Genomic DNA, 22,003 nt, shown 5'->3' on the forward strand with positions numbered 1-22,003 from the left:
GCCGCCCGGACTTGTCACTCTTACGTGGACTCACAAGGTCCGATGTCATCACTCTCAGTGCCCATCCCGCCGGACCTCAGCCCGGCGTGTCGGGCCAGAAACACCGATCTTGAAACAGTCCTCGCCGCGGCTCGTGCCGGACAGCAACACGGGGTTGCAACAACACGACTTTGGCTAGAGAAGCGACGAGTGCGGGGGGGGCGGTGGAGCTTTGGTGGGGATGGGCGGTGGGAGCGGGCTGCGGAAGTGGCCGCGGGAGCGTCTGGTGGAGTGGCTGCGGGAGCGGGCGGTGGGAGCGTTTGGTGGGAGTGGCCGCGGGAGTGGGCGGTGAGTGCGGGCGGTGGGGCTTCGGTGGGGATGGGCGGTGGGAGCGGGCTGCGGAAGTGGCCGCGGGAGCGTCTGGTGGAGTGGCTGCGGGAGCGGGCGGTGGGAGCGTCCGGTGGGAGCGTCCACGGGTGCGTTCGGTGGGAGCGGGCAACGGGAGCGGGCAACGGAGCGTTCGGCGGGAGCTTTTTGGCGGGAGAGGGCGGCGGGAGTTGCCACGGGAGTGGGCGGTGGGAGCGTTCGGGGGGTGCGGGCGGTGGGATTGGGTGCGAGACAGGGTGAATGCGGGTGCTGGTTGTGAGCGCTGTGGGTCCATGGCTTGGGTCCTTTGTTTTGAAGTGGGGATGTGAGTTGGTTCTGGGCATGGTTTGGATCGGCGGGGACCGGGGAGTAGCTGAGTTCGGATAGTGGGCTCGGTTGGGAAGGGGTATCTCAGGCCGCTGCTTCTACTTGTGGGCGGGGGCGGGTGCCGGCTTGGGTGTGGGCGGCCCTGAGGAGGTCGGCCACCACCGCGGGTTCGTCGCGGAGTTGGGTCGGGGGTGTGTGGACCACGAGGATCCCCGCCGCCGTCAGGTGCGCGGCTCGGCGCAGGGCCGCGGCGTAGTCGGTCGGGGTCAGGTCGAACGCGTAGGAGTCGACCTCCCACGCCAGGCCCACGTCGTCCCACCACGCGTCCGGGGTGGCCAGGTGGGCGCCCGTCGGACCGCTGATCGGGACTCGCCAGCGCGGGGTCGGCAGGCCTGCTCGCAGGACCAGGCGGCGGGCCCAGCCCTGCGCCAGCGAACGCACGCTGTCATCCAGTTCGGCCAGGATTCTTCGGGGGAGCGCGGAGCCGCGGGAGGTCGCCCGGGACAGCTCCTCGCGCAGAGTGGTCGGGCTGATCCGCGCCTCGCGGATGACGGACGTCAGCAGTGCGCGCACATGCTCCGCCGACGGAGCCCGGCGGCAGGTGTCGATCGTCGCCCTCGGCAAGGGGGCGACCGGGAAGCCGCCGCGCAGCTGCGCCACGGGCAGCGCGCTGGTGCGGTCGAAGAAGACACCGTCGACCAGACGGGACTGGCGCCTCGGCGGGACTAGCAGGTGCACCGGCCCGTCCAGTCGCGCGCCGGACACACCGTGCAGGGCCAGCGCGTCGATGCCGGTGAGCACCGCGTCCGGCCCCGCGACGGTAAGCGCCGCCTGGATGCGCTGGGCACGGTTCGGCGGGGCGTCGCCGAGCAGCACGATGCCCTGTTGCAGCCGGCGCCATGGCCCGCCGTCGCGACATCGTTCCTCGATCGTGTTTCCGGACAAGCCCAAGGCGATCAGGTCGGCGGCCGTGGCGACGTTGTGGCTGAACATGCTCGGGATGGCGTCGAGGTCCAGCAATGCGCGGTTCGTGGTCATGTGTCCAGGAAAGCGGAACTCGGCAACGCGGGGAGGCGGTGGCGCGTCATCTGTGGATGAGTGAGCTGGTTGTGGACAACCACGATCGGAGGGGGTGGGCGGCGGCGGTGACGCACGTTGTTCTGGAAGGATCGGCCGAGTGACTCCCGTACCGCCGAGGCCGGTCGTCCGGCTCGCCCGCCGCCTGCTGGTCGGCGTGGTGCTCGTGGGTGCGCTGGTGGTCGGGGGAACCGGCTTCCGGGTCTGGCAGGTGGCCCGCGACGACGACCGTACCCAGGCCGACGTCGTGCTGGTCCTGGGCGCCGCCCAGTACGGCGGCACGCCCTCCAAGGTCCTCGAGGCCCGCCTCGAACACGCCAAGGACCTCTACGACGAGGGCGTCGCGGAGCACATCCTCACCACGGGCGGCAGCCGGCCCGGCGACGAGTACACCGAGGCCGAGGCGAGTGCCATCTGGCTGGAGGAGAACGGGGTTCCCCGGGACGCTGTCGTGGACGTCCCGCGGGGCAGCGACACCCTCGGCAGCCTCCGCGCCGCCGCACGGGAGGCGGCCGACCGCGGCTGGCGCACCGCGGTCATCGTGAGCGACCCGTGGCACTCGCTGCGTGCCCGCACGATGGCCGGCGACGTGGGGCTGGACGCCTGGGCCTCGCCCACCCACAGCGGGCCCATCGTGCAGACCCGGCAGACGCAGATCCGCTACATCCTCTACGAGACCGCCGCGTTGCTGTACTACCGCACGACGAAGGCGTCCGCGGACGGAATCGGCATCAGCGAGGATGTAGCGGCCGACAAGTAGTCTCCGCGCATGGTCCCTGGCTACACCGAGCATGACGCGGCTCGCCTGTACCCCGAGCAGGCGAAGAGCTCGGTCCTGCCCGGCTCGTGGCCGCCCCGCCGCAGCCCGTTCGACCGCGACCGCGCCCGGGTGCTGCACTCGGCGGCCCTGCGCAGGCTCGCCGGCAAGACCCAGGTCGTCGGCCCGGGGGAGGGCTCCGAGGTCAGCGGCATTCCGCGGACCCGGCTGACCCACTCGCTCGAGGTCGCCCAGATCGGTCGCGGCATCGCCGGGGAGCTCGGCTGCGACCCCGACATCGTCGACACCGCGGGCCTCGCGCACGACATCGGTCACCCACCGTTCGGGCACAACGGCGAGCGCGCGCTCGACGGGGTAGCCCAGGCGTGCGGCGGTTTCGAGGGCAACGCCCAGACGCTGCGCATCCTCACCCGGCTGGAGCCGAAGGTGCTGGGGGACCGCGAGCACGGCCTGAACCTGACCCGTGCCTCGCTCGACGCGGCCACCAAGTACCCGTGGCCGCGCACCGCCGGTACCCGCAAGTTCGGTGTCTACCCCGACGACCACGAGGTCTTCGAGTGGATCCGGGCGGGTGCGCCGGACCGTCGCCAGTGCCTCGAGGCGCAGGTGATGGACTGGGCCGACGACGTGGCCTACTCCGTCCACGACGTCGAGGACGGCGTGCGCTCCCGCCGCATCTCGCTGCCCGCGCTGACCAGTCGCATGGAGCGGACCGTGGTGGCCGAGCTGGCCGCCAAGCACTTCAGTGCCGAGCCGGTCTCCGGCCTGGAGGACGCGGCCGCCGGCCTGCTGCGGCTGCCCGTCGTCGCGGCGCTCACCGACCACGAGTACGACGGCACGCTCGGCGCCCAGGTCGCCCTCAAGCGGCTGACCAGCGAGCTCGTCGGCAGGTTCGTCGCCGCCGCGGTCGCCGCCACCCGCCGGGAGCACGGTGACGGGCTGCTCACTCGGTACGCCGCCGACCTCGTGATCCCGGCCCGGGTCGCCTGCGAGGTCGCGCTGCTCAAGGCCGTCGCGCTGCGGTACGTGATGAGCGATCCCGGCCGCCGGGCCGCCCAGGCCGTCGAGCGGGAGCGGCTGGCGGAGCTCGTCGCGGCGCTGACCGTCCGCGGGCCGGACGCGCTGGAGCCGGCGTTCGTGCCTGCCTGGCACGCGGCCGCGGACGACTGCGCGCGGCTGCGGGTCGTCGTCGACCAGGTCGCCGCCCTCACCGACGCGCAGGCCGACCGCTGGCACGAGGTGTTCGTGCAGGTCGGAGACATGTCGGTGTGACGTGGCACACTCGATGGCATGAGCGACCAAGCGAAGCGGCCACCGGAAGGGCGCGGCCGGCGCGGTGTGTCCCGCCGGGCGCCGCGCGAGTCGGTGCCGGCGGACAGCGATTGGGGATTCCCCGAGGACGAGGACGGCGACGACGGCTCCGCGGGCGTACGCGAGCCGCGCTCGCCCAAGCCGCTCGGCCCGATGTCGGACGCCGGGGCGTTACCCGAGCCCCAGCCACCGATGATGATCGCCCTGCCCGACCCCCGCCGGTAGAAGGAGAGTCCGTGACGGATCGCGCGCATCTCGCGTACACGCTTGCCCTGCACAAGGCGGTCGCGCCCGATCCGGGGGCGAACATGTGCTGGTCGCCGTTCTCGGTGGCCAGCGCGCTCGGCCTGGTCGCGCACGGCGCCCGCGGCATGACGCGCGACGAGCTCAACGTGGCGCTGCTCGGCGACAAGTCCGGCGACCTCACCCGGCTCGGCGCGACGCTCACGCGCGCCGGTGTCCTGGAACCGCCGCGGGGCAACGAGGACGAGCCGGTCATCGCCGTCTCGAACACGCTGTGGACCGACGAGTCGGTCGAGATCCTCGTGCCGTTCGTCGCGGAGCTGGGCCGATGGTCCAGCGGCAAGGTCCGCGAGGCGCCGTTCCGCGTTGATCCGGGCGTGGCCCGCGACCGGATCAACGTCGACGTCGCCAAGACCACCCGCGACCTCATCCCCGAGCTGATCCCGGACGGCGCGATCACGGCCGACACCCGCTCCGCCCTGGTCAACGCGCTCTACCTCAAGTGCGCCTGGCGGTTCCCGTTCAGCGAGGGTGCCACCCGCCCCCAGCCGTTCCACGGCCCGGGCGGTGCCGTCGACGTGCCGACGATGACGCTGTCCGAGCGAATCGGCTACGCCTCCCGCGACGGCTGGCAGGTCGCGAGCCTGCGTGCCATCGGTGGCGTCGAGGCCGTCGTGCTCCTGCCCGACGGCGACCTCGCCGACGCCGAGCCGCGCCTGGACGCGGGCACGCTCGCCGACCTGCTCGACGCGCCCAAGCCGACCCAGGTCGACCTGGCACTGCCCAGGTTCAAGGTCGCCACGCAGGCTGAGCTCACCCAGCCGCTGAACACCCTCGGCGTGCGTACCGCGTTCACGAACGACGCGGACTTCGGCGGGATCAGCTCGACGCCTCTCGCGGTCGAGGCGGTGCTGCACGAGTCAGTGCTGGAGATCGACGAGAAAGGGCTGGAGGGTGCGGCGGCGACCGCGGTGATGATGCGGCTGTCGTCGCTGCCGACGCAGGTCGTGCGGCTGGCGGTGGACCGTCCGTTCCTGCTCTTGGTCCGCCATGCCGGGACGGGGGTGGTGTACTTCGTCGCTCGCGTTACCGAGCCGTGAGCGGCGCGCCATGACCGCGGCGATCACGTACGCGCCCGGGGAGTTCCTCAGGTTCCTGCACCGGCGACGTGGCCCGCTGGTGCGGTTCGGCGCCGGCTCGTACCGGTACGCCTACCTGCTCGGCCCCGAGGCGAACCGCTTCGTATTCGCCAACGACGACCTCTTCACGATGCGCGAAGCGTTCGAGGGCCTCGTGCCGGTCGATGGCGAGACGTCGCTGATCGTGTCCGACGGCGACGACCACCGGCGCCGCCGGCGGCTCGTCCAGCCCTCGATGCACCACCGGCAGGTCGACCAGTACGTCGCGATCATGACCGAGAGCGCGGACGAGGCGATCGACCGGTGGCGCCCCGGTGACGTGGTCGACGCCTACCAGGTGTTCCGCGCGGCGATCCGCCGGAGCACGCTGCGCGCGCTGTTCGGCGCCCGGCTCGCGGAGGACGCGGACGTCCTCGGCGAGCACCTGCAGGCGCTGCTCGACCTGGTCGACCGCTCGCCGGACGTGATCCGGCTGCACCGCAGGCTGCGAACTCCCTTGTGGCAGCGGGTGATGCGGGCCCGCGCCCGGGTCGACGTGCGCATCCACGAGGAGATCGACCGGGTGCGCGAGGCGGGCGCGGCGGCCGACGACCGGGTGCTCGCCATGTTGGTCAACGGCCAGGGCGAGGACGGCGGCCTGTCCGACGAGGAGGTCCGGGACCAGGCCGTGACGCTGATCGCCGCGGGCTACGAGACCACGAGCGCGGCGATGGCGTGGGCGATCCACCTGCTCGTCACCCATCCCGCGGCGCGCGAGCGGGCCGCCGCGAGCCCGCCGTACCTGCGTGCCGTCGTGGCCGAGACGCTGCGGCTATACCCGCCGGCCGTCGTGTCCGCGCGGCACGTGGCACGGGCCTTCGAGTTCGCCGGCCGGACGGTGACCGCCGGGACGATCCTGCTGTACAGCCCGTACGTGACCCACCGCAGCCCGGCCGTGTTCGACGACCCGCTGGCGTTCCGGCCGGAGCGCTGGCTGCCCGACGAGCCCGCGTACCGGCGGATCCGGCCGTACGAGTTCATCCCGTTCGGCGGCGGACCGCACCGCTGCATCGGCGCCACGATGGCCACCACCGAGCTGACCGTGATGCTGGGCAGGCTGCTCGAGCGGACCGAGCTGCGTGCGGTGCGGCAGCGGATCCGGCCGACCGGCTTCGCCGCGATGCGCCCCAGGCACGGCCTGCGCGTCGCGGTGTCGCGCGTTGGTTAGCTGTCACGTTCGCGACGGCGTGCTCGTCCGACTCGTAAGACCACACGAGGAGAGATCAATGCCCAGGATTCCCGGTGTCCCGACGAAGGAGGCCGGCCCGCTGCTGCGGGTCGTCTACTGGTTCGCCAAGCGCCGCCTCGGCGCGGTGCCCGAGCCGTTGACCGTGATCGCCCGGCACCGCAAGCTGTTCATGGCATCCGCCCGGCACGAGCTGGCCGCCGAGAGGGCGAGCAAGGTTCTGCCGCGAAACGTCCGCGAACTCGCCGTGTACCGGGTGGCCCAGCAGCTGGGCTGCTCGTGGTGCGTGGACTTCGGCATGATGCTGCAGAAGCACGAGGGGCTCGACATCGAGCGGCTCAAGGAGATCGACGCCTACGAGACCTCGCCCGCCTACAGCCGACCGGAGCGCCTCGCCATCGCCTATGCCGACGCGGTGTCGGCCACCCCGCCCCGGGCCACCGACGAGCAGCTCGCCGAGCTGGTCCGCGAGTTCGGCCAGGCGGGCGTGGTCGAGCTGACCTACCAGATCGGCCTGGAGAACATGCGGGCACGGACGTACAGCGCGCTCGACGTCCGCGACCAGGGCTTCACGTCGGGCGACGCCTGCCGGATCCCGGTGCCCGCGGACGCCCCGGCGCTCAGAAGCGCAGACGAGTGAGCTTGTCGGGGTTGACCACGTCGTAGATGGCGACCACCCGGCCGTCCCGGACTGCGAACGCGGCCACCCGGCGGCTGATCTCCCGGTAGCCCTCCTCCGCGGGCACGTCGGCGATCGCCATCCCGAGGTCGCCGTTCACCAGCACCAGGTCGCCGGCGGGGATCCGGTGCGCGCCGTACGCGTCGGCCAGGCCGAACAGGAACCGGGAGATCTTGTCCGCGCCGACCATGCGCCGCCGCGCCGTGCGGGCCTTGCCGTCGCTGTCGCCGATGAGCTCCGCGTCCGGGTGCAGCAGCCGCACCACGGTGTCCAGGTCGCCTCCGGTGATCGCCACCAGCAGCTGCTCGACCAGGGCACGCTGCTCCTCGATCGCCACCCGCTTCGGTGGGTCGGCCTCGGCGGCGGCGCGACGGCCGCGGGACGCGTGCTGGCGCGCGGTCGACTCCGAGCAGCCGAGGATCTCGCCGATTTCCGCGAACGGCACGGAGAACGCGTCGTGCAGCACGAAGGCGACCCGCTGCTCGGGCGTCAGCCGGTCGAGAACGACCATCGCCGCCATGCGCACCTCGTCCGCGCGTACGACCGTGTCAAGTGGATCGTCACTCGTCGGGGTGCCGTACGGGGTGACGATCGGTTCGGGCAGCCACGGTCCTACGTAACGCTCGCGCTGCGCGGTGGCCGAGCGCAGCCGGTCCAGGCAGATCCGGCCGACGACAGTGGTGAGCCAGGCCCGCAGCTCGCGGATCTCCGCGCGCCGCTTTTCGTCCAATCCGGACAGTCGCAGCCAGGCCTCCTGCACGGCGTCCTCGGCGTCGGTCAGCGTGCTCGTGAGCCGGTACGCCACCCCGATCAGGTGGGACCGGTGTTGGGCGAACTGTTCGGCGAGAACATCGTCGCTGACCGTCACACACCCATCGTATGACCTCCCGGCGGATTGTCGGACCGCGCGCCTAGACTCGGGCACCGTGGCGGGACGGATTCGGGAGAGCGACATCGCGCAGGTGCGCGAGCGGACCCGGGTCGACGACCTGGTGGGTGAGTACGTGTCGCTGCGCCGTGCGGGTGGGGGCGCGCTGAAGGGCCTGTGCCCGTTCCACGACGAGAAGACCCCGTCGTTCAACGTGCGGCCCACGCACGGCACGTTCCACTGCTTCGGCTGCGGCGAGGGCGGCGACGTCATCGCGTTCCTCATGAAGATCGACCACCTGAGCTTCGTCGAGGCGGTCGAGCGGCTCGCCGAGCAGGTCGGCATCCAGCTCACCTACGAGGGCGGGATGCCGAGCCGGCAGCGGGACAGGGGCACCCGGACCCGGCTCGTCGAGGCGCACCGCGCGGCGGCGGAGTTCTACGCCGAGCAGCTGCTCGCACCGGAGGGGGTCAAGGCGCGCGAGTTCCTCGACGAGCGCGGGTTCGACCAGGCCGCCGCGGCGAGCTTCGGCTGCGGGTACGCGCCGGGCGGTTGGGACAAGCTCAGCAAGCACCTGCTCGGCCGCGGGTTCGAGCTGGCGGAGCTGATCAAGGGCGGGCTGTCCCGGGAGGGCCGGCAGGGGCCGATCGACCGGTTCCACCGCCGGCTGCTGTGGCCGATCAAGGACCTCGGCGGCGACGTGGTCGGCTTCGGCGCGCGCCGGCTCTACGACGACGACCAGATCCAGGCCAAGTACCTGAACACCAGCGAGAGCCCCATCTACAAGAAGTCACAGGTGCTGTTCGGGCTCGACCTCGCCAAGCGCGAGATCGCGCGCCGGCACCAGGTCGTCGTGGTCGAGGGCTACACCGACGTGATGGCCATGCACCTCTCCGGCGTGCCCACGGCGGTCGCCTCGTGCGGCACGGCGTTCGGCGACGAGCACCTCAGCGTGCTGCGCCGGCTGCTCATGGACGACGACGCCTTCCGCGGCGAGGTGATCTTCACCTTCGACGGCGACGAGGCCGGGCAGAAGGCCGCGATGAAGGCCTTCGACGGCGACCAGCAGTTCACCGGGCAGACCTACATCGCGGTCGCGCCGGACGGCATGGATCCCTGCGAGCTGCGGATGGCGAAGAACGAGACCGCGGTCAAGGATCTGGTGGCACGCCGCCAGCCGTTGTTCGAGTTCGCCATCCGCACCAAGCTCAGGGAGTTCGACCTCGACGCCGTGGACGGTCAGGTCGCCGCGCTGCGGGAGATGGTCCCGCTGGTGGCCAAGATCAAGGACCAGGCGAGCCGCGACGGGTACGCGACCAAACTGGCGTTCTGGTCCGGCTGGCAGGACGAGGCGATGGTCGTGCGGCGGGTCCGCGAGAGCGCGGGCGCCCCGGTCGCCGAGAGGCGCCGCGGCCGGCCCAGGCCGGCCAACCCGAACCAGGGCGCGCTCGCGGTGGACGTCGACGGGCCGCCGCGGCCGCAGCGCAACGACCCGCGGCTGTGGGTGCAGCGCGAGGCGCTCAAGGCCGCGCTGCAGGCGCCCGAGCTGGCCGGTCCGTACTACGACAGCTCGGTGCCCAAGGAGGCGTTCACCCACCCCGCGTACCGGGAGCTGCACGAGGCGCTGCTCGCGGTGGGCGGCACGTCGTCGGGCCTGTCCGGGCCGGCGCTGGTCGACGCGGCGAGCCAGGCCTGTCCACATCAGACGGTGCGGTCACTGGTCACCGAGCTCGCGGTGGAACCGTTGCACCACAAGGCGGATCCGGACGCGCGCTACGTCGGCAGCCTCATCGCCGCGCTGCAGAAGGCGGTGGTCGCGAACCAGATCGCCGACCTGAAGTCCCGCCTGCAGCGGCTGAGCCCGATGGAGGACGCGGACAGCTATCGCACGCTGTTCGGCGATCTCGTCGCGCTCGAGAACTGGCACAAGGCACTTCGCGAGCAGGCGACCGGCGGGATGTCGTGACCGGGTTCTGGCGGCGGCTGTTCGGGGGCGGAGTCCCTGAGGAACTCGCCGGTGAGCTGGAGCGCGACGAGCACGTCGTGGCGTCCTCGGAGCTGCGTGGCGGTGGGTACCTGTTCGCGACCTCGCTCGGCCTGTGGGTGCCGGAGGAGGACGGGCCGCGGCGGGTCGGCTGGCACCTGGTCAGCAAGGTCACCTGGGGCAACGGGGTCCTCGAGCTGATCGAGGCGCGGGAGACCGGCAGCGCGGGCGACGCGGTGCTGCTGGCCGACGAGCGCCCGGCCCGGTTCGTGCTGGAGCGCGCGGGCAAGCTGCCGGACGTGGTGCACGTCCGGGTCAACGGCTCGATCCGGTCCCGGCACCGCCGCGAGCTGCCCGGTGGCGGGGCGTGGTTCGTGCAGCGCAAGGTTCCCGGGCGGGACGGGATCGTGCTGCAGGTCCGTCCCGACCAGGGCGCGGACACCGACGCCGTGCGGCGGGTGGCCTCGGAGGTGGCGGAGAAGATCCGGCAGGCACTACCGTAAACAGTACGGGCGTACGGTTACTGGAGAGTGCCATGTGGGATCCGACGAAGTACCTCGACTTCGCCGACGACCGGTCGCGGCCGTTCTTCGACCTGCTCGCCCGCGTGCCGGCCGCCGCGCCGCGCCGCATCGCCGATCTCGGGTGTGGGCCGGGCAACCTCACCGAGACGCTGGCCGCTCGCTGGCCGGGCGCGATCATCGAGGCCGTGGACTCCTCGCCGGAGATGGTCGACGCCGCGCGCGAGCGGGGGATCGCCGCGGAGATCGGCGACGTGCGGGAGTGGAGCCCGCGCGCGGACACCGACGTGGTCGTCTCCAACGCCGTGCTGCAGTGGGTGCCCGGCCACGCGGAGCTGCTCGAGCGGTGGACCACGCGGCTGCCGCCCGGCGCCTGGCTCGCCTTCCAGGTGCCCGGCAACTTCGACGCGCCCTCGCACGTGCGCGTGCGTGAGCTCGCCGCTGACCCGCGGTGGCTGGACCGGCTCGCCCCGGTGATGCTGCGCGAGGACGACGCGATGCTCGCCCCCGACGCGTACGCCGGCCTGCTCGTGGACGCCGGCTGCGAGGTCGATGTCTGGGAGACGACCTACCTGCACCGGCTCTCCGGTGCGGACCCCGTACTGGAGTGGGTGACCGGCACGGCGTTGCGGCCCATCCGGTCCACCTTGGACGAGCGGGAGTGGACCGATTTCCGTGCCGCGCTCGCGCCACTGCTGCGCGCCGACTACCCGGCGCGCACGGACGGCACCACCTGGTTCCCGTTCCGCCGGGTCTTCGTGGTCGCCCGGATCGCGTGGTGAACCCTTCCGCGGTCGCGCGCGTAGACCCGATGACCTTTTGCGTCGATCGAAGGATGCGTGATGTTGCGTCGCGTTGGAGTTCCCCTTCTCACCGCCGTGCTCGCCGCCAGCCTGATCATGCCCAGCGCCGTGGCCGCCCCGGCCTTTCCGACCACGATCGCCCTGCCGAACGGCTTCCAGCCCGAAGGGATCGCGATCGGCCCCGGCCCGGTCGCGTACCTCGGCTCGCTCGCCGACGGGTCGATTTACCGCGCCAGCCTGATCACCGGTAGAGGCACGATCGTGAGCGAGGGACCGGGCACGCCGTCGGTCGGGCTGAAGACCGACGCCCGCGGCCGGCTGTTCGTGTCGGGTGGCGCCGCCGGCGACGCCCGGGTGGTGGACACCCGGACCGGCAAGATCCTCAAGAGCTACCAGCTCGCGTCCGGCGAGTCGTTCGTCAACGACGTCGTGCTGACCCGGTCCGCCGCCTGGTTCACCGACTCGCTCAACCAGGTGCTGTACAAGCTGCCGCTGCGCCACGGCAAGCTGCCCGACCGGGCCGTGACCGTGCCGATCACCGGCGACCTCGTGTACCAGGATGGCTTCAACGCCAACGGAATCGCCCGCACCCCGGATGGCGAGGGGCTGCTCGTCGTGCAGTCGAACACCGGCCAGCTGTTCCGGGTGTCGACCTCGGGCGTCTCGACGCGGGTCGAGCTGGCCGACGCGCTGACGAACGGCGACGGCCTGCTGCTGCGCGGCCGGACCCTCTACGTGGTGCAGAACCGGTTGAACACCGTGGCGGTGCTGCGGCTGGACCACTCCGCGAGCAGTGCCCGCGTGGTGGACCGGCTCACCGACGAGCGGTTCGACGTGCCCACGACGGTAGGGGCGTTCGGCGGACGGCTGTACCTGCCGAACGCGCGGTTCAACACCCCGCCGGAGCCGACGACGCCGTACCAGGTCGTGGCGATCCGTCCGTGAGCCAGCCCTCGACGCGCCGCAGCAGCTCGGCCTGGAGCGGCTGCGGCGCGGCCGAGTGCCGGATGCTCGCGGCGGCGAGGCCGGCCAGCTCGGCGTCGGTGAGGCCGAGAACGTCGCGGCAGATCGCGTACTGGCCGGCCAGGCCGACGCCGAACAGCAGCGGGTCGTCGGTCGCGACCGCCACCGGGACGCCCGCGTCGAGCAGCGGGCGAAACGGGATCGCGGCGAGCTCGTGCACGCCGAACGGCGGGTAGGAGGTCGGGCAGATCTCGAGCGCGACCTGCCGCGTCGCGAGCAGGTCGCGGGTGGCCGGGTCCGCGGCGGAGGCTGTGCCGTGCCCGATGCGCGCGGCGTGCAGGTGTTCGACGCAGGCGCGGACGTGCTCGGCACCGGTGTAGAAGCCGGAGTGCGGCACGGCACGGAGACCGGCCGCGGCGGCGATGTCGAACGCCGGCACGAAGTCGACCACGGCGCCGTACCGGTCGTCGTTGGACAGTCCGAAGCCGACCACGCCGTGGTCGGCGTACGCGGCGGCGAGGCGGGCGAGGGTGGTGGCGTGTCCGGGGGAGCGGGCCCAGCTGGAGGCGACGATCACGCCGGTCGGCGTCGGGGCGTGCGCCGCAGCGTCGAGGACGGCCTCGAGCGCCGGTTCCAGCCCGCCGAACACGGGCGCGTAGGAGGTGGGGTCGACCTGGATCTCGAGCCAGCCGCAGCCGTCGGCCCCGTCGTCCTCGGCCGCCTCGGCGACCACCCGGCGGATGTCGGCCGGCGTGCGGATGGCCTGGCGGGCGGTGTCGTAGCGGTCCTGGAAGTCGGCCCAGCTGTTGGTGGTGACCGGCAGGGGCGCGGGGACGGCGATGCCGTGGCGGGCGGCCAGGTCGTCGAGGGTGGCGGGCCGCATGGCGCCGGTCAGGTGCAGGTGGAGCTGGGCCTTGGGAAGCCCCCGCACGTCGCGGGGTGCGGGGGTCTTCGGCTCACTGCTTGTCGTAGACGGGTTCACTCACGTTCCGCCGGCCGTTGCTCTGGTGCGACGCGGACTTGTGCCGCTCGCCGAGCCCGGTCTTCTCGCCGATCTTGGCCCGCGCGACGCCCGCGGCGCCCTGGATCGCGGGGTGATCGGCGATCTTGCGGTAGGTGCGCATGATCTGGTCGTAGCGTCCACGGCCCGCCTTGGCCCCGAACACGTAACCGACCGCGGCGCCCAGCAAGAACGCCTTCATCCTTCATCGCCTCCCACGGCTCGACCTGCTGTCCGGTGCCATCCTCCCCCAGTTCGCCGCGGTCCGCCGGGTAGCTCGGGTCTCGATTGGGGCATGCGCTAAAGTTGGAGGCCGCCGGTCGACGGCCGGCGGGATGATCCTCCATAGCTCAATTGGCAGAGCATTCGGCTGTTAACCGAAGGGTTGTTGGTTCGAGTCCAACTGGAGGAGCAAATCTCCTGATCACGAGCCCGCAGCGGGGCTGTTTGATCTTGTTCTGACGGTCGTGTGGCACTTTTCGCGCTCCGAAGTTGTCGAACACACGGTTGATTGATCGGTCGTGTCTTAGGCGTGCTTCATGGTTCGCTTGGCCGCGTCGAGGGCTCCAGGGGCCTTGGTAGCGGACGCGCGTGGCTCGCGGTGTCGTCGGGATGGCCGACGGTTGGTGGTGTCGTGTGTGAGGGGGAGGATCGGTGGGTGAGCGGCGATCCTGGTGTCACGCGTCCTGGTTGGGTTCGGGATGTGCCGGTGCCTCACGCGTTGGGTGACTTGGGTGGGGCGTTGGCAGGGGTGATCAGGTTTCCTGCTCGGCTGTTCTGGTCCGGCCCGGATCCGAGGCGGCCTTGGTTGATGTAACGCACCAGGAGGTTCGAGCTGCCCTGGTAGCCGAGTGCTTTAATCTCGGCAAGCAGGTGTGACGGGGACTGTGGGGTCTTCGACTCTGCGCTGACGCAGGTGTTCTCGGTAGGGGTCGACCAGCGTTGGTCGGTAGGCCGGGGCCCGCACCAGGCATTCGGGCTGATCAATGCGCGCATATCGTTTGACGGTGTTCAGTGACAGATTCAACCGGCGTGCGCATTCGCCGAGCCCCACACCGCGATCGAGTAGGTCGTGGACGTGCTGCCAGCGTTCGCGGGTGGTCGCCGCGCGCTTGCCTTCCCGTATCGGCAGGTTGGCTTTGGACCAGCAACCCGCTGTGTGTGGCGACTTCTTCGAGCGCGGCGTCACCGAGGCCCTTCCATAGATGCCAGCGATCGCTGATCTGCACTGCCTGCGGGGCGCCCTGGTTGATGGCCTCGGCGTAGGCAGGTGACCCGTCCCGGCACACGATCCGCGTCTCGGGATGGGCGCGTAGCCACGTCGCCGTTGCGTCGACGCGCCGGTCGGTTAACACGTCGACCGGACGGCGGGTGTCCATGTCGACGAGCACTGTTGCGTACCGCAACCGCTTACGCAACGCGAAAATCGTCGACACCCACAACACTCACCTCACCGAGAGGCGGGTCGGGACGGGCGCGGACCTGCCGCAACAGAGCTATGCGGCGAGCTCGAACAAGAGAAGAAATTCTGAACACACCGGCTACGCGGCGAGCTCGCCGGGTTCGAGCCCGCTGCCGATTCCGCCGGCTCGCTCCGCGAGCAGCACCGTGCCCGGCGGAGTCAGGTGCGCGGCAACGGGCTCCGCCGTTGCGGCCACACCGCCGGGCGGGCGTTCACTGGCGACGTACAGCACGCGGCCGCGCTCCCATGCCGTGATGTGGACCGTCTCGCCGAAGTGGCTCGCCAGCCAGCGCGCCGTCGGCGTGATTGCCTCGCTGTACCCGCAAGTGGCCAGTTTCGTCCGCGCGAGTGCCAACGTTCGCCAGCCGAGCCTGTAGCGATCGCGCGGCAGTCGCTCCGTCAGCCCGACGCTGGTCAGCTCTCCCAGCAGCGCCCGCGCGGTGGACTTGGCGGTCCTCAGCTCAGCTGCCACCTCGGTCGGCCCCCAATCCGGCCGCTCGACCGAGAAGAGATCGAGCGGCCGGATTGGGGACGCTTGCGGGCATGGAAGAAGACCAGATGAGTGAGTCCCGATAGGTGTCAATGGCCGTAGACGACCAGGGAGCGTTTGACGGTTGCTCCGGTCTGCCAGTTGTGCCTGATCGTGGTCGCCGCCGCAAGCAGCCTCGGTTCGTCAGCTCGCATGACGGTAGACGAAGTTCTCCAGCGACACCGTGATCTCACCGCGATTATCGCGATGCCGCAAGCAGTACTTCGTCGGATACCAGCCCGACTCCTGCCACGCACCCGGCAGCTTGAAGTCGAAGCACCCGTCGTTGATCGTCCCGGTGCGCAACCCATCGAAAAACTCGTGGGTTATCATCGGCTCGTAGAAGGTCACCTCGCGGTCCCAGACGCCGTAGACCCACGTGTGGGTGAACGGCTGGCCGTTGAACTCCGGCCCGGTCGGATCGATCAGATGGTTGCCCATTCCCGGTTCGACGGCGTCTACGTCGGCGAAGTCCGGCGCGAGGTACTTCGCGTCGGGCAGCCGCTTGCCCAGCTCGTAGTCGTCGCAGTTCACCAGAACCGGGCAGGGACCTGGCCGGATCGCGGTCCGCTCCGCGTCCGGTTTGACATAGAAGTGCACGTCGAAGTGCGGCACATTGTAGACCCCCACAGGGATGTGGCCGTGGGGGTTCCAGTTGGCGAGTACGTAGGTGAACGGCGAGTCGACCTTACGCTGGAAATTCCAACCGAGCTCGAGCTGGTTCTCGTACCCGCCGACGCACTCGGTCATCGGGTCGACCGTGCCGTTGCCGTCCTTGTCGAAGCACCACTTGCCGTCGTTTGGCGGGTCGTGTGGCAGGCCGTCGAGAACGCCGTCGGTCATGATCATCCCGATCGACACTGGACGAGATCCGTCCGCCTGGCTGTAGGCGATCAGCTCGCCGTTGCCAAGATCGGCCCGCTCGCCGTACTCCACACACCGACCGCGGTAGGACCGGGTGTCCTCGACGAGCCGGTCCACGACGACGCTCGGCCGCCGCAGCGTCTGCTCATGGTCGGATGCCGCCGCCGTGACCAGACAGACCAGTTCCTGCCGTGCCGCCCCCGCGCTAGCCGACGTCGTCGATACGACGGCAGCTGAAGCGGCTAAGAGTACGGCGGTCAGGACCGCCTTCCGGCGTAGATTCATCGTTTCCTCCTGTGATCGCCTGTGATCGGTTGTCGGCAGCAATCCGAAGACCGGCGTCACCATACTCGGATGATCTCTCCGGTGCGCCATCTCTTTGCGACGGCAAAGCTGGTCGCCTCCGGGATCAGATCGTCGAGGACGTAGCCGGACATGAGCGTGAATGAGCCTCCCTCGGAGATCAGCGATCCGCCGAGGAGGACGAGGCCCATCTGCCCGAGGAGCTTGCTCTGAACGCCAAGCGCGAGCTCTTCCTCGGTCACAGTCTCGAAAGGGCTGAAATGCGCCCTCGCCGGCCGCGCATGCGAGCGCGTCGAAGCAAAAGGAAAGGAACACGTCATGATGAAGCTACTGCTATTCAGGACCTATCCGACTACCTCGGTGTCCCGGTCAACACGCTCTACCAATGGCGCACCAAGGGCTACGGCCCGACCGGTCGCCGAGTCGGTAAGCATGTTCGCTACCGCGCGTCCGAGTGGACGCCTGGCTTGACGGTCAGGAGGCATAGCGCCATGCCTGACATTGACGACCGGTGGCACCGACGCAGCAAGGACGGCAAGCCGGAACGGACCGACCGCTATGGCATCGGTGCTCGGTGGCTGGTTCACTGGCGCGAGGCCAACGGCCGGCAGCGCAAGAATAGCTTTGTGCGCAAGGTCGACGCCGAACGGTTCGCGACCACCGTTGGGCACGATCTCCAGTCCGGCTCCTACATCGCACCGGAGGCCGGCCGGATCGCGGTGGAGGAGTGGGCGTGACGCTGGCTTGATACGCAGAGCCACCTGGCGAGGTCCATATTGGCGCGGTATCGGATCGCGATCGACACGCACATCGTGCCGCGCTGGGGAACGGTCTGTCTGTCTGCCGTGACCCACGCCGATGTGCAGCGCTGGATCTCCGATCTTGCTCGCGAGTGGTCGGGTACTTCTGTAATCAAAGTGCACTGGGTTTCTCGCAGATCATGGCGTGGGCAGTGCGGGACGTGCGGATCGGCAGTAACCCGGCCGAGCATGTATGCCTGCCGCGTCCTGGGTTCCCACCACCGCTACCTGACCCATGAGCAGGTGGCCACGCTCGCCGACCGTTGCGGCGCCTACGGGCATCGTCGTTCGATTTCTTGCCTACACCGGCCTTCGGTGGGGTGAGTTGGCGGCCCAGTAGCACCGCGTCGCAGCGCTCCAGCAACGCCGTCTGGACCTGGTTGCCTTCGTCGCTGAAGCCGCCCATCGACGGCCACTCCTGCGGTTCCGAATGACGCCATCGAGGGTGACGTAGGTCGAGTTGACGACACGGCGCATGGCAGTTGTCCTTCCCTATCAGTACAAGGCTCTGGTGACGGCGAGAACGGGGCGTCGGTGATGGACGTCCTCGAGGGCGTCGGCCAGGAGCTCGAGCTGCGTCCACTCGGCGGAGCACGGGTACAGCACCAGATCGGTGACCCCTGCCTCGGCGAGCCGATCGAGCTCGGCATGGATCTCGTCGGCGTTGGTCAACGTGTCCGCCCGGGCGACCGCGGATCCTTCGTCCCCGTAGTAGTGGCGGATGTACTCGTAGGCGACCGTCTCCGCGTTGCGGCCCAGGCTGACGTACCTGCCGGTCATGATCCAGGTCCGGCCGCACCGCCGCCGCTCCGTTCTCCAGCAACTGCTGATTCATCAGCGGTGCCACCCAGCCCTGCCCTCGGTCGCCGCCCGGCGATAGGCGGCATCCACCAGACCGCCGAACAAGTGTGACGGGCGGCCGTCCGGCAGTCCCCGCATGGGACCGCCACGTCCGGACAGCTCTCCCGCCCGCGCCCGACGCATCGTCGACAACGTCCACCGCAGCCGCGCACCCCGCCGGAGGTCGGCACCTCGCTGGCGGTGACCGCGGTGGTGGCAATGTCGATCGCGTTGGGTGTGGGTGGCCGGCTACGGGCTGGCACGCTCGTACCTGAGGTCTCGGACTTGGCGGACCGCCACAACGTGCCGCTGGGCGGCGCAACGCGATGGCTCCTGGGCCGATCGAGAAAATTGTTGTTGTCCGCGTGTGACTTTCCCACCCTTTTCCTACCCTGACGCGTTACCCTCCCTCCCGTCCGGAGGGATTACACGAGCGGGCAGGCTCCGCTACCCTCTGTGGCCGCAGTGAGGCTGAGTTCATCGAAGCGTGAAGGAGCGCGCCCAATGATCTTGCGTGTGCTTTCCGGTGGTGGGAGCTGGGGAGTGGAGCTGCACGGGCGCGTCACCGGTGGGGGCGCCCGGTGGGAAAGCGTCCTCACTGGGGTACCTGTCCGTTCGAGCTGGCGGCTACCGGCTCGACAACCAGGGAGAGTGCGTGGGAGTGCCCGACCCAACTGATATCCCACCTCGTGCTGGCATGAGCGCCGACTATGGTGCCGCCGCGCCTCGGCAGAACCCCGGGTACGGCCATCCCCCGGCGGCGCCTCGAGCGAACGTGATGAAGCGCGGTATGCGCCTGAGCATGCGCAACTGGCGGCTGCGTACCAAGGTCATTGCCGTCATCGTCGTCCCGACGCTGACGGCACTGGTGCTGGTTGGTTTGCGCGCCCAGGACAACCTGGACCGCGCGGCCGACTTCCGCGCGACGGTGAGCCAGGTGGAGCTCGCCCGCAACGTCACCAGCGTGGTGCACGAGCTGCAGAAAGAACGCACTCTCGCAGTGGCCCGGATCGCGGCGAACAACGAGGGTACGCGAACCGAGCTGGACACCCAGATCGGCCTCGTCGACCAGGCGGTCAGCTCGGCCCGGTCGGCGGCCGCGTCGCTGGAGACCGATGACGAGGCGGCGAAGACCCGCTACAACATCGGCCTGCGACCGCTCTCCGAGCTGCCTTCGATCCGGGGCGGCGTGGAACAGACCAACTACCCAGACTCAGCGCTGTTCGGCGCGTACACCGGCGTGCTCGACGCGCTGATCCAGCTCGGCCGGGAGATCAGTACCGCGGTCACCGACCGGAACCTGCTCCGCGAGAGCTCGGTCATCCAGTCGATCTCCGAGGCCAAGGAGGACATCGGTCGGGAGAACGCGATCCTGCAGATCGCGGCCCTGCGCGGCCAGTTCTCGGCCGACCTCCTGCAGCGCATCCGCGACGCGCAGTCCAGTTCGATTACCAAGCTGGCCGACTTCCGCGCGAACGCCTCGACCACCCAGCAGCAGCTGTTCAACGAAACCGTCTCCGGTCCCGACGTGTACAACCGGCAGCGGATCAAGTCGCGGGCCGTCTCCGCCGCGGACGCCTCCACGGCGGAGAGGCGATTACCGCTGGGCATCGACAAGGCCGACCTGACCAACGACGGCTTGGCGACGCTCGAACACATGCGCACAGTGGAGACCGACCTGCTCGACAGCCTGCGCGACGACGCCAACGCGCTGGTCGACCAGGCCACCGAGGAAGCGTGGCGTGACTCAGCGTTCGTGCTGCTCGCGCTGCTCGCCGCGCTCGGCCTGATGACGATCGTGACCAGGTCGCTACTCGAGCCACTGCGGATCCTGCGCCGCGAGGCGCTGGAGGTCGCGAACCGCCGGCTGCCGGCGTCGGTGCAGCGCATCCTGGCCGATCCGGACCCGGCCGAGGCCGCGAAGCACGCGGTCGAGCCGGTGGCCGTGTTCACCCGCGAGGAGACCGGCCAGCTGGCCCGCTCGTTCGACGCGGTCCAGGAGCAGGCGATCCTGATGGCGACCGAGCAGGCCCTGCTGCGTGACAACATCAACTCGATCTTCGTCAACCTGTCCCGCCGGTCCCAGGCGCTGGTCGAACGCCAGCTGTCCCTGATCGAGCGGCTGGAGCAGGACGAACAGGACCCGGACCAGCTGGCGAGCCTGTTCGAGCTCGACCACCTGGCCACCCGGATGCGGCGGAACTCGGAAAGCCTGCTGGTGCTCTCCGGCACCGGACTGTCCCGCCAGCTCAACCGTCCGGTGCCGGTCTCCGAGGTCGTGGGCGCCGCGGTGTCCGAGGTCGAGCACTACACCCGGATCGACGTCACCATCGCACCCGACGTCGCGGTCCAGGGCCGCGCGGTCTCCGACCTCGTGCACGTCATCGCCGAGTTGCTGGACAACGCCACCTTCTTCTCCGAGCCGGAGAAGAAGGTCCTCGTGCGGATGGCCATGACCCGCAAGAAGGAGCTGGCCATCCAGATCACCGACAATGGCGTCAGCATGTCCGAGGACGAGATCGATGCGGCCAACGCCCGCCTCGCCGACCCGCCGGACCTCGACGTCTCGGTGACCCGGCGGATGGGTCTGTACGTGGTCGCCCGGCTTGCCAAGCGGCACAACATCATCGTGCGGCTGCGGGACAACGAGGACATCGAGGGCGGTCTGATCGCGCGCATCAACGTGCCGACCGAGCTGGTGCGGCCCATCGGCGCGCCGTCCCGGTCGATGTCGGCCACCTCGACGACCTCGTCGCTGGCCGCTGTCACCGACACCGGCAGCCTCCCGGTGCGCAACGCCGGCATCGCGGGTGCGTTCGGCTCCCGGCGCCCGGATGGCGACACCAGCCAGCCCCGCACCCCCGAGGAGATCGCCGGCTACCCGACGTTCAGTCCCGGCGGCGAGCAGACGACGGAAGCGACGACCGCGAACGGCTCCATCGAGCAGGCGCTGGGTGGGCAGAACGGCCGCGCCGACGGTCCCTCGACGCTGTTCGGCACGCCGTTGCCCGAGCCTCCGAGGCCGGCCGAGACGAGCTACCCACAGCTGGGCGCGAGCGCGCTGCCGCACCCGAACACCGACACGCCGACCGAGCGGCTGCCGGTCTACGAGGCCGTGCTCTCGCAGTGGTTCGAGGCGGCCGACACCGGAGCCACGCAGAACCAGCCGGTGGTCGTGCCGGAGCAGCAGCCTGCCGAGGGCGCCAACGGCACCCAGACGTCCCAGGAACCCGACGCGGCGGCGACGCCGGAGGGGGCCACCTCGGGGTGGACCTCGCCCGGCGACGACGGGTGGCTCGCCGCGCAAGCCCTCCTGGAGGCCACCCCGGAGTCGCAGACCACCGCCGGTCTGCCCAGGCGGGTGCCCAAGGCACACCTCGTGCCGGGCTCTGCGGCGCCGCGTCATGCGGCGACCGCTGCGGAGACACCAGCGGCTCCGCCTTTGCCACCGCGCTCGGCCGAGGCCGTCCGTGGCCGCATGTCAAGCTTCCAGCAGGGCGTTCGGCGCGGCCGGCACGCTCTCATCGAGGCCTACGCTGGTGACCAGTCCGGGTCCGAGGACAGCCGTAAAGACGAGGAGCAGGAGTGACGACCCCGTCCGCCAATCAGCCCGGAAGCTTCGGGTGGCTCATCACAGATTTCGTCCGCCAGGTTCCTGGTCTGGCGCACGCCGTGGTCGTGTCGGCCGACGGGCTGGTGCTCGCCGGGTCCCAGGGCCTGCCGAGGGACCGCGCCGAGCAGCTCTCGGCCGTGTCCTCCGGCCTCGTCAGCCTCACCCAGGGCGCCGCGAGGTGCTTCGAGGCCGGCGGTGTCAACCAGACCGTGGTCGAGATGGACCGCGGCTACTTGTTCCTGATGTCGATCTCGGACGGCTCGTGCCTCGCGGTGCTGGCCGCGCCGAACTGCGACATCGGTTTGGTCGCCTACGAGATGACTCTGCTG

22 protein-coding genes, 1 tRNA gene and 1 pseudogene are annotated in these 22,003 nt (G+C 70.4%); 15 read left to right on the forward strand and 9 right to left on the reverse strand.

Features of this window, described 5'->3' with window-relative positions; all coding sequences use genetic code 11:
• Nucleotides 1-756: 756 nt before the first annotated feature.
• Entirely contained in the window at nucleotides 757-1,710 is a 954-nt protein-coding gene (locus ACRDTB_RS28995; RefSeq protein WP_431435347.1) for a hypothetical protein, read from the reverse strand.
• Nucleotides 1,711-1,849: 139 nt separating this feature from the next.
• Between ACRDTB_RS28995 and ACRDTB_RS29000 the strand changes: the two genes are divergently transcribed.
• The 6 genes from ACRDTB_RS29000 to ACRDTB_RS29025 are packed head-to-tail and all read left to right on the forward strand — an operon-like array spanning nucleotide 1,850 to nucleotide 7,085.
• Nucleotides 1,850-2,509: a YdcF family protein gene (locus ACRDTB_RS29000; protein WP_431435348.1), complete on the forward strand. Its 660-nt coding sequence runs from the start codon at nucleotides 1,850-1,852 to the stop codon at nucleotides 2,507-2,509.
• A gap of 9 nt (nucleotides 2,510-2,518) precedes the next feature.
• Nucleotides 2,519-3,799 (forward strand): deoxyguanosinetriphosphate triphosphohydrolase, encoded by a 1,281-nt coding sequence (locus ACRDTB_RS29005; protein WP_431435349.1) that lies wholly within the window; start codon nucleotides 2,519-2,521, stop codon nucleotides 3,797-3,799.
• 18 nt (nucleotides 3,800-3,817) lie between these two features.
• Nucleotides 3,818-4,063 carry a hypothetical protein gene (locus ACRDTB_RS29010; protein WP_431435350.1) on the forward strand — a complete coding sequence of 82 codons (246 nt, stop codon included), beginning with the start codon at nucleotides 3,818-3,820 and terminating at the stop codon, nucleotides 4,061-4,063.
• Between the two features lie 11 nt (nucleotides 4,064-4,074).
• Nucleotides 4,075-5,181 (forward strand): serpin family protein, encoded by a 1,107-nt coding sequence (locus tag ACRDTB_RS29015; protein WP_431435351.1) that lies wholly within the window; start codon nucleotides 4,075-4,077, stop codon nucleotides 5,179-5,181.
• Between the two features lie 10 nt (nucleotides 5,182-5,191).
• Nucleotides 5,192-6,427: a cytochrome P450 gene (locus ACRDTB_RS29020; protein ID WP_431435352.1), complete on the forward strand. Its 1,236-nt coding sequence runs from the start codon at nucleotides 5,192-5,194 to the stop codon at nucleotides 6,425-6,427.
• Nucleotides 6,428-6,485: 58 nt separating this feature from the next.
• Nucleotides 6,486-7,085 carry a carboxymuconolactone decarboxylase family protein gene (locus ACRDTB_RS29025; RefSeq protein ID WP_431435353.1) on the forward strand — a complete coding sequence of 200 codons (600 nt, stop codon included), beginning with the start codon at nucleotides 6,486-6,488 and terminating at the stop codon, nucleotides 7,083-7,085.
• Here ACRDTB_RS29025 and ACRDTB_RS29030 read toward each other — a convergent pair.
• Entirely contained in the window at nucleotides 7,066-7,992 is a 927-nt protein-coding gene (locus ACRDTB_RS29030; RefSeq protein ID WP_431435354.1) for a sigma-70 family RNA polymerase sigma factor, read from the reverse strand. The two genes, ACRDTB_RS29025 and ACRDTB_RS29030, sit on opposite strands and share 20 nt — an antisense overlap.
• A 58-nt stretch (nucleotides 7,993-8,050) precedes the next feature.
• On the opposite strand from ACRDTB_RS29030, the gene dnaG reads away from it, so the two are divergent.
• The 4 genes from dnaG to ACRDTB_RS29050 are packed head-to-tail and all read left to right on the forward strand — an operon-like array spanning nucleotide 8,051 to nucleotide 12,245.
• Complete coding sequence (gene dnaG, locus ACRDTB_RS29035) at nucleotides 8,051-9,958, forward strand: DNA primase (RefSeq protein ID WP_431435355.1); 1,908 nt, start codon at nucleotides 8,051-8,053, stop codon at nucleotides 9,956-9,958.
• Nucleotides 9,955-10,479, forward strand: coding sequence for a hypothetical protein (locus ACRDTB_RS29040; protein ID WP_431435356.1), 525 nt, complete (start codon nucleotides 9,955-9,957; stop codon nucleotides 10,477-10,479). The genes dnaG and ACRDTB_RS29040 overlap by 4 nt, the downstream gene beginning before the upstream one ends.
• A gap of 32 nt (nucleotides 10,480-10,511) precedes the next feature.
• Nucleotides 10,512-11,279, forward strand: a complete 768-nt coding sequence (locus tag ACRDTB_RS29045; RefSeq protein WP_431435357.1) for a trans-aconitate 2-methyltransferase — start codon at nucleotides 10,512-10,514, stop codon at nucleotides 11,277-11,279.
• Between the two features lie 60 nt (nucleotides 11,280-11,339).
• Nucleotides 11,340-12,245 carry an SMP-30/gluconolactonase/LRE family protein gene (locus ACRDTB_RS29050; RefSeq protein WP_431435358.1) on the forward strand — a complete coding sequence of 302 codons (906 nt, stop codon included), beginning with the start codon at nucleotides 11,340-11,342 and terminating at the stop codon, nucleotides 12,243-12,245.
• Here the strand turns inward: ACRDTB_RS29050 and add are convergent.
• Both add and ACRDTB_RS29060 read right to left on the reverse strand, forming a co-directional pair.
• A complete protein-coding gene (gene add, locus ACRDTB_RS29055; RefSeq protein WP_431435359.1) occupies nucleotides 12,190-13,245 on the reverse strand; it encodes an adenosine deaminase in 1,056 nt (351 codons plus the stop codon). The genes ACRDTB_RS29050 and add overlap by 56 nt on opposite strands.
• Nucleotides 13,220-13,465: a hypothetical protein gene (locus tag ACRDTB_RS29060; RefSeq protein WP_431435360.1), complete on the reverse strand. Its 246-nt coding sequence runs from the start codon at nucleotides 13,463-13,465 to the stop codon at nucleotides 13,220-13,222. The genes add and ACRDTB_RS29060 overlap by 26 nt, the downstream gene beginning before the upstream one ends.
• 137 nt (nucleotides 13,466-13,602) lie before the next feature.
• Here ACRDTB_RS29060 and ACRDTB_RS29065 point away from each other — a divergent pair.
• Nucleotides 13,603-13,675 (forward strand) — tRNA-Asn (locus ACRDTB_RS29065).
• Between the two features lie 571 nt (nucleotides 13,676-14,246).
• Here ACRDTB_RS29065 and ACRDTB_RS29070 read toward each other — a convergent pair.
• The 4 genes from ACRDTB_RS29070 to ACRDTB_RS29085 form a co-directional block, all read right to left on the reverse strand.
• Nucleotides 14,247-14,708 carry a transposase gene (locus tag ACRDTB_RS29070; RefSeq protein WP_431435361.1) on the reverse strand — a complete coding sequence of 154 codons (462 nt, stop codon included), beginning with the start codon at nucleotides 14,706-14,708 and terminating at the stop codon, nucleotides 14,247-14,249.
• 96 nt (nucleotides 14,709-14,804) lie between these two features.
• Nucleotides 14,805-15,308 (reverse strand): helix-turn-helix domain-containing protein, encoded by a 504-nt coding sequence (locus ACRDTB_RS29075; protein ID WP_431435362.1) that lies wholly within the window; start codon nucleotides 15,306-15,308, stop codon nucleotides 14,805-14,807.
• 90 nt (nucleotides 15,309-15,398) lie between these two features.
• The gene (locus ACRDTB_RS29080; protein WP_431435363.1) at nucleotides 15,399-16,466 is read right to left on the reverse strand and encodes a hypothetical protein; all 1,068 of its coding nucleotides are present in this window, start codon (nucleotides 16,464-16,466) and stop codon (nucleotides 15,399-15,401) included.
• Nucleotides 16,460-16,663 (reverse strand): hypothetical protein, encoded by a 204-nt coding sequence (locus ACRDTB_RS29085; RefSeq protein WP_431435364.1) that lies wholly within the window; start codon nucleotides 16,661-16,663, stop codon nucleotides 16,460-16,462. Before ACRDTB_RS29085 ends, ACRDTB_RS29080 begins: the two co-directional genes overlap by 7 nt.
• Nucleotides 16,664-16,702: 39 nt before the next feature.
• Here ACRDTB_RS29085 and ACRDTB_RS29090 point away from each other — a divergent pair.
• Both ACRDTB_RS29090 and ACRDTB_RS29095 read left to right on the forward strand, forming a co-directional pair.
• Nucleotides 16,703-16,822: pseudogene (locus ACRDTB_RS29090) on the forward strand (hypothetical protein); the annotation flags it as partial.
• Between the two features lie 90 nt (nucleotides 16,823-16,912).
• Nucleotides 16,913-17,158 carry a hypothetical protein gene (locus ACRDTB_RS29095; RefSeq protein WP_431435368.1) on the forward strand — a complete coding sequence of 82 codons (246 nt, stop codon included), beginning with the start codon at nucleotides 16,913-16,915 and terminating at the stop codon, nucleotides 17,156-17,158.
• 558 nt (nucleotides 17,159-17,716) lie between these two features.
• Here ACRDTB_RS29095 and ACRDTB_RS29100 read toward each other — a convergent pair.
• Nucleotides 17,717-18,001, reverse strand: a complete 285-nt coding sequence (locus ACRDTB_RS29100) for a hypothetical protein (protein WP_431435365.1) — start codon at nucleotides 17,999-18,001, stop codon at nucleotides 17,717-17,719.
• 757 nt (nucleotides 18,002-18,758) lie between these two features.
• Between ACRDTB_RS29100 and ACRDTB_RS29105 the strand changes: the two genes are divergently transcribed.
• Together ACRDTB_RS29105 and ACRDTB_RS29110 are read left to right on the forward strand one after the other, a co-directional pair.
• The gene (locus tag ACRDTB_RS29105; RefSeq protein WP_431435366.1) at nucleotides 18,759-21,650 is read left to right on the forward strand and encodes a nitrate- and nitrite sensing domain-containing protein; all 2,892 of its coding nucleotides are present in this window, start codon (nucleotides 18,759-18,761) and stop codon (nucleotides 21,648-21,650) included.
• Nucleotides 21,647-22,003, forward strand: a 357-nt coding sequence (locus tag ACRDTB_RS29110; protein ID WP_431435367.1) for a roadblock/LC7 domain-containing protein, incomplete at its 3' end; no start/stop codon positions are given. The genes ACRDTB_RS29105 and ACRDTB_RS29110, both read left to right, overlap by 4 nt.

Origin of the sequence: Actinophytocola sp., assembly GCF_050699935.1 — a bacterium.
Lineage (GTDB): Bacteria > Actinomycetota > Actinomycetes > Mycobacteriales > Pseudonocardiaceae > Actinophytocola.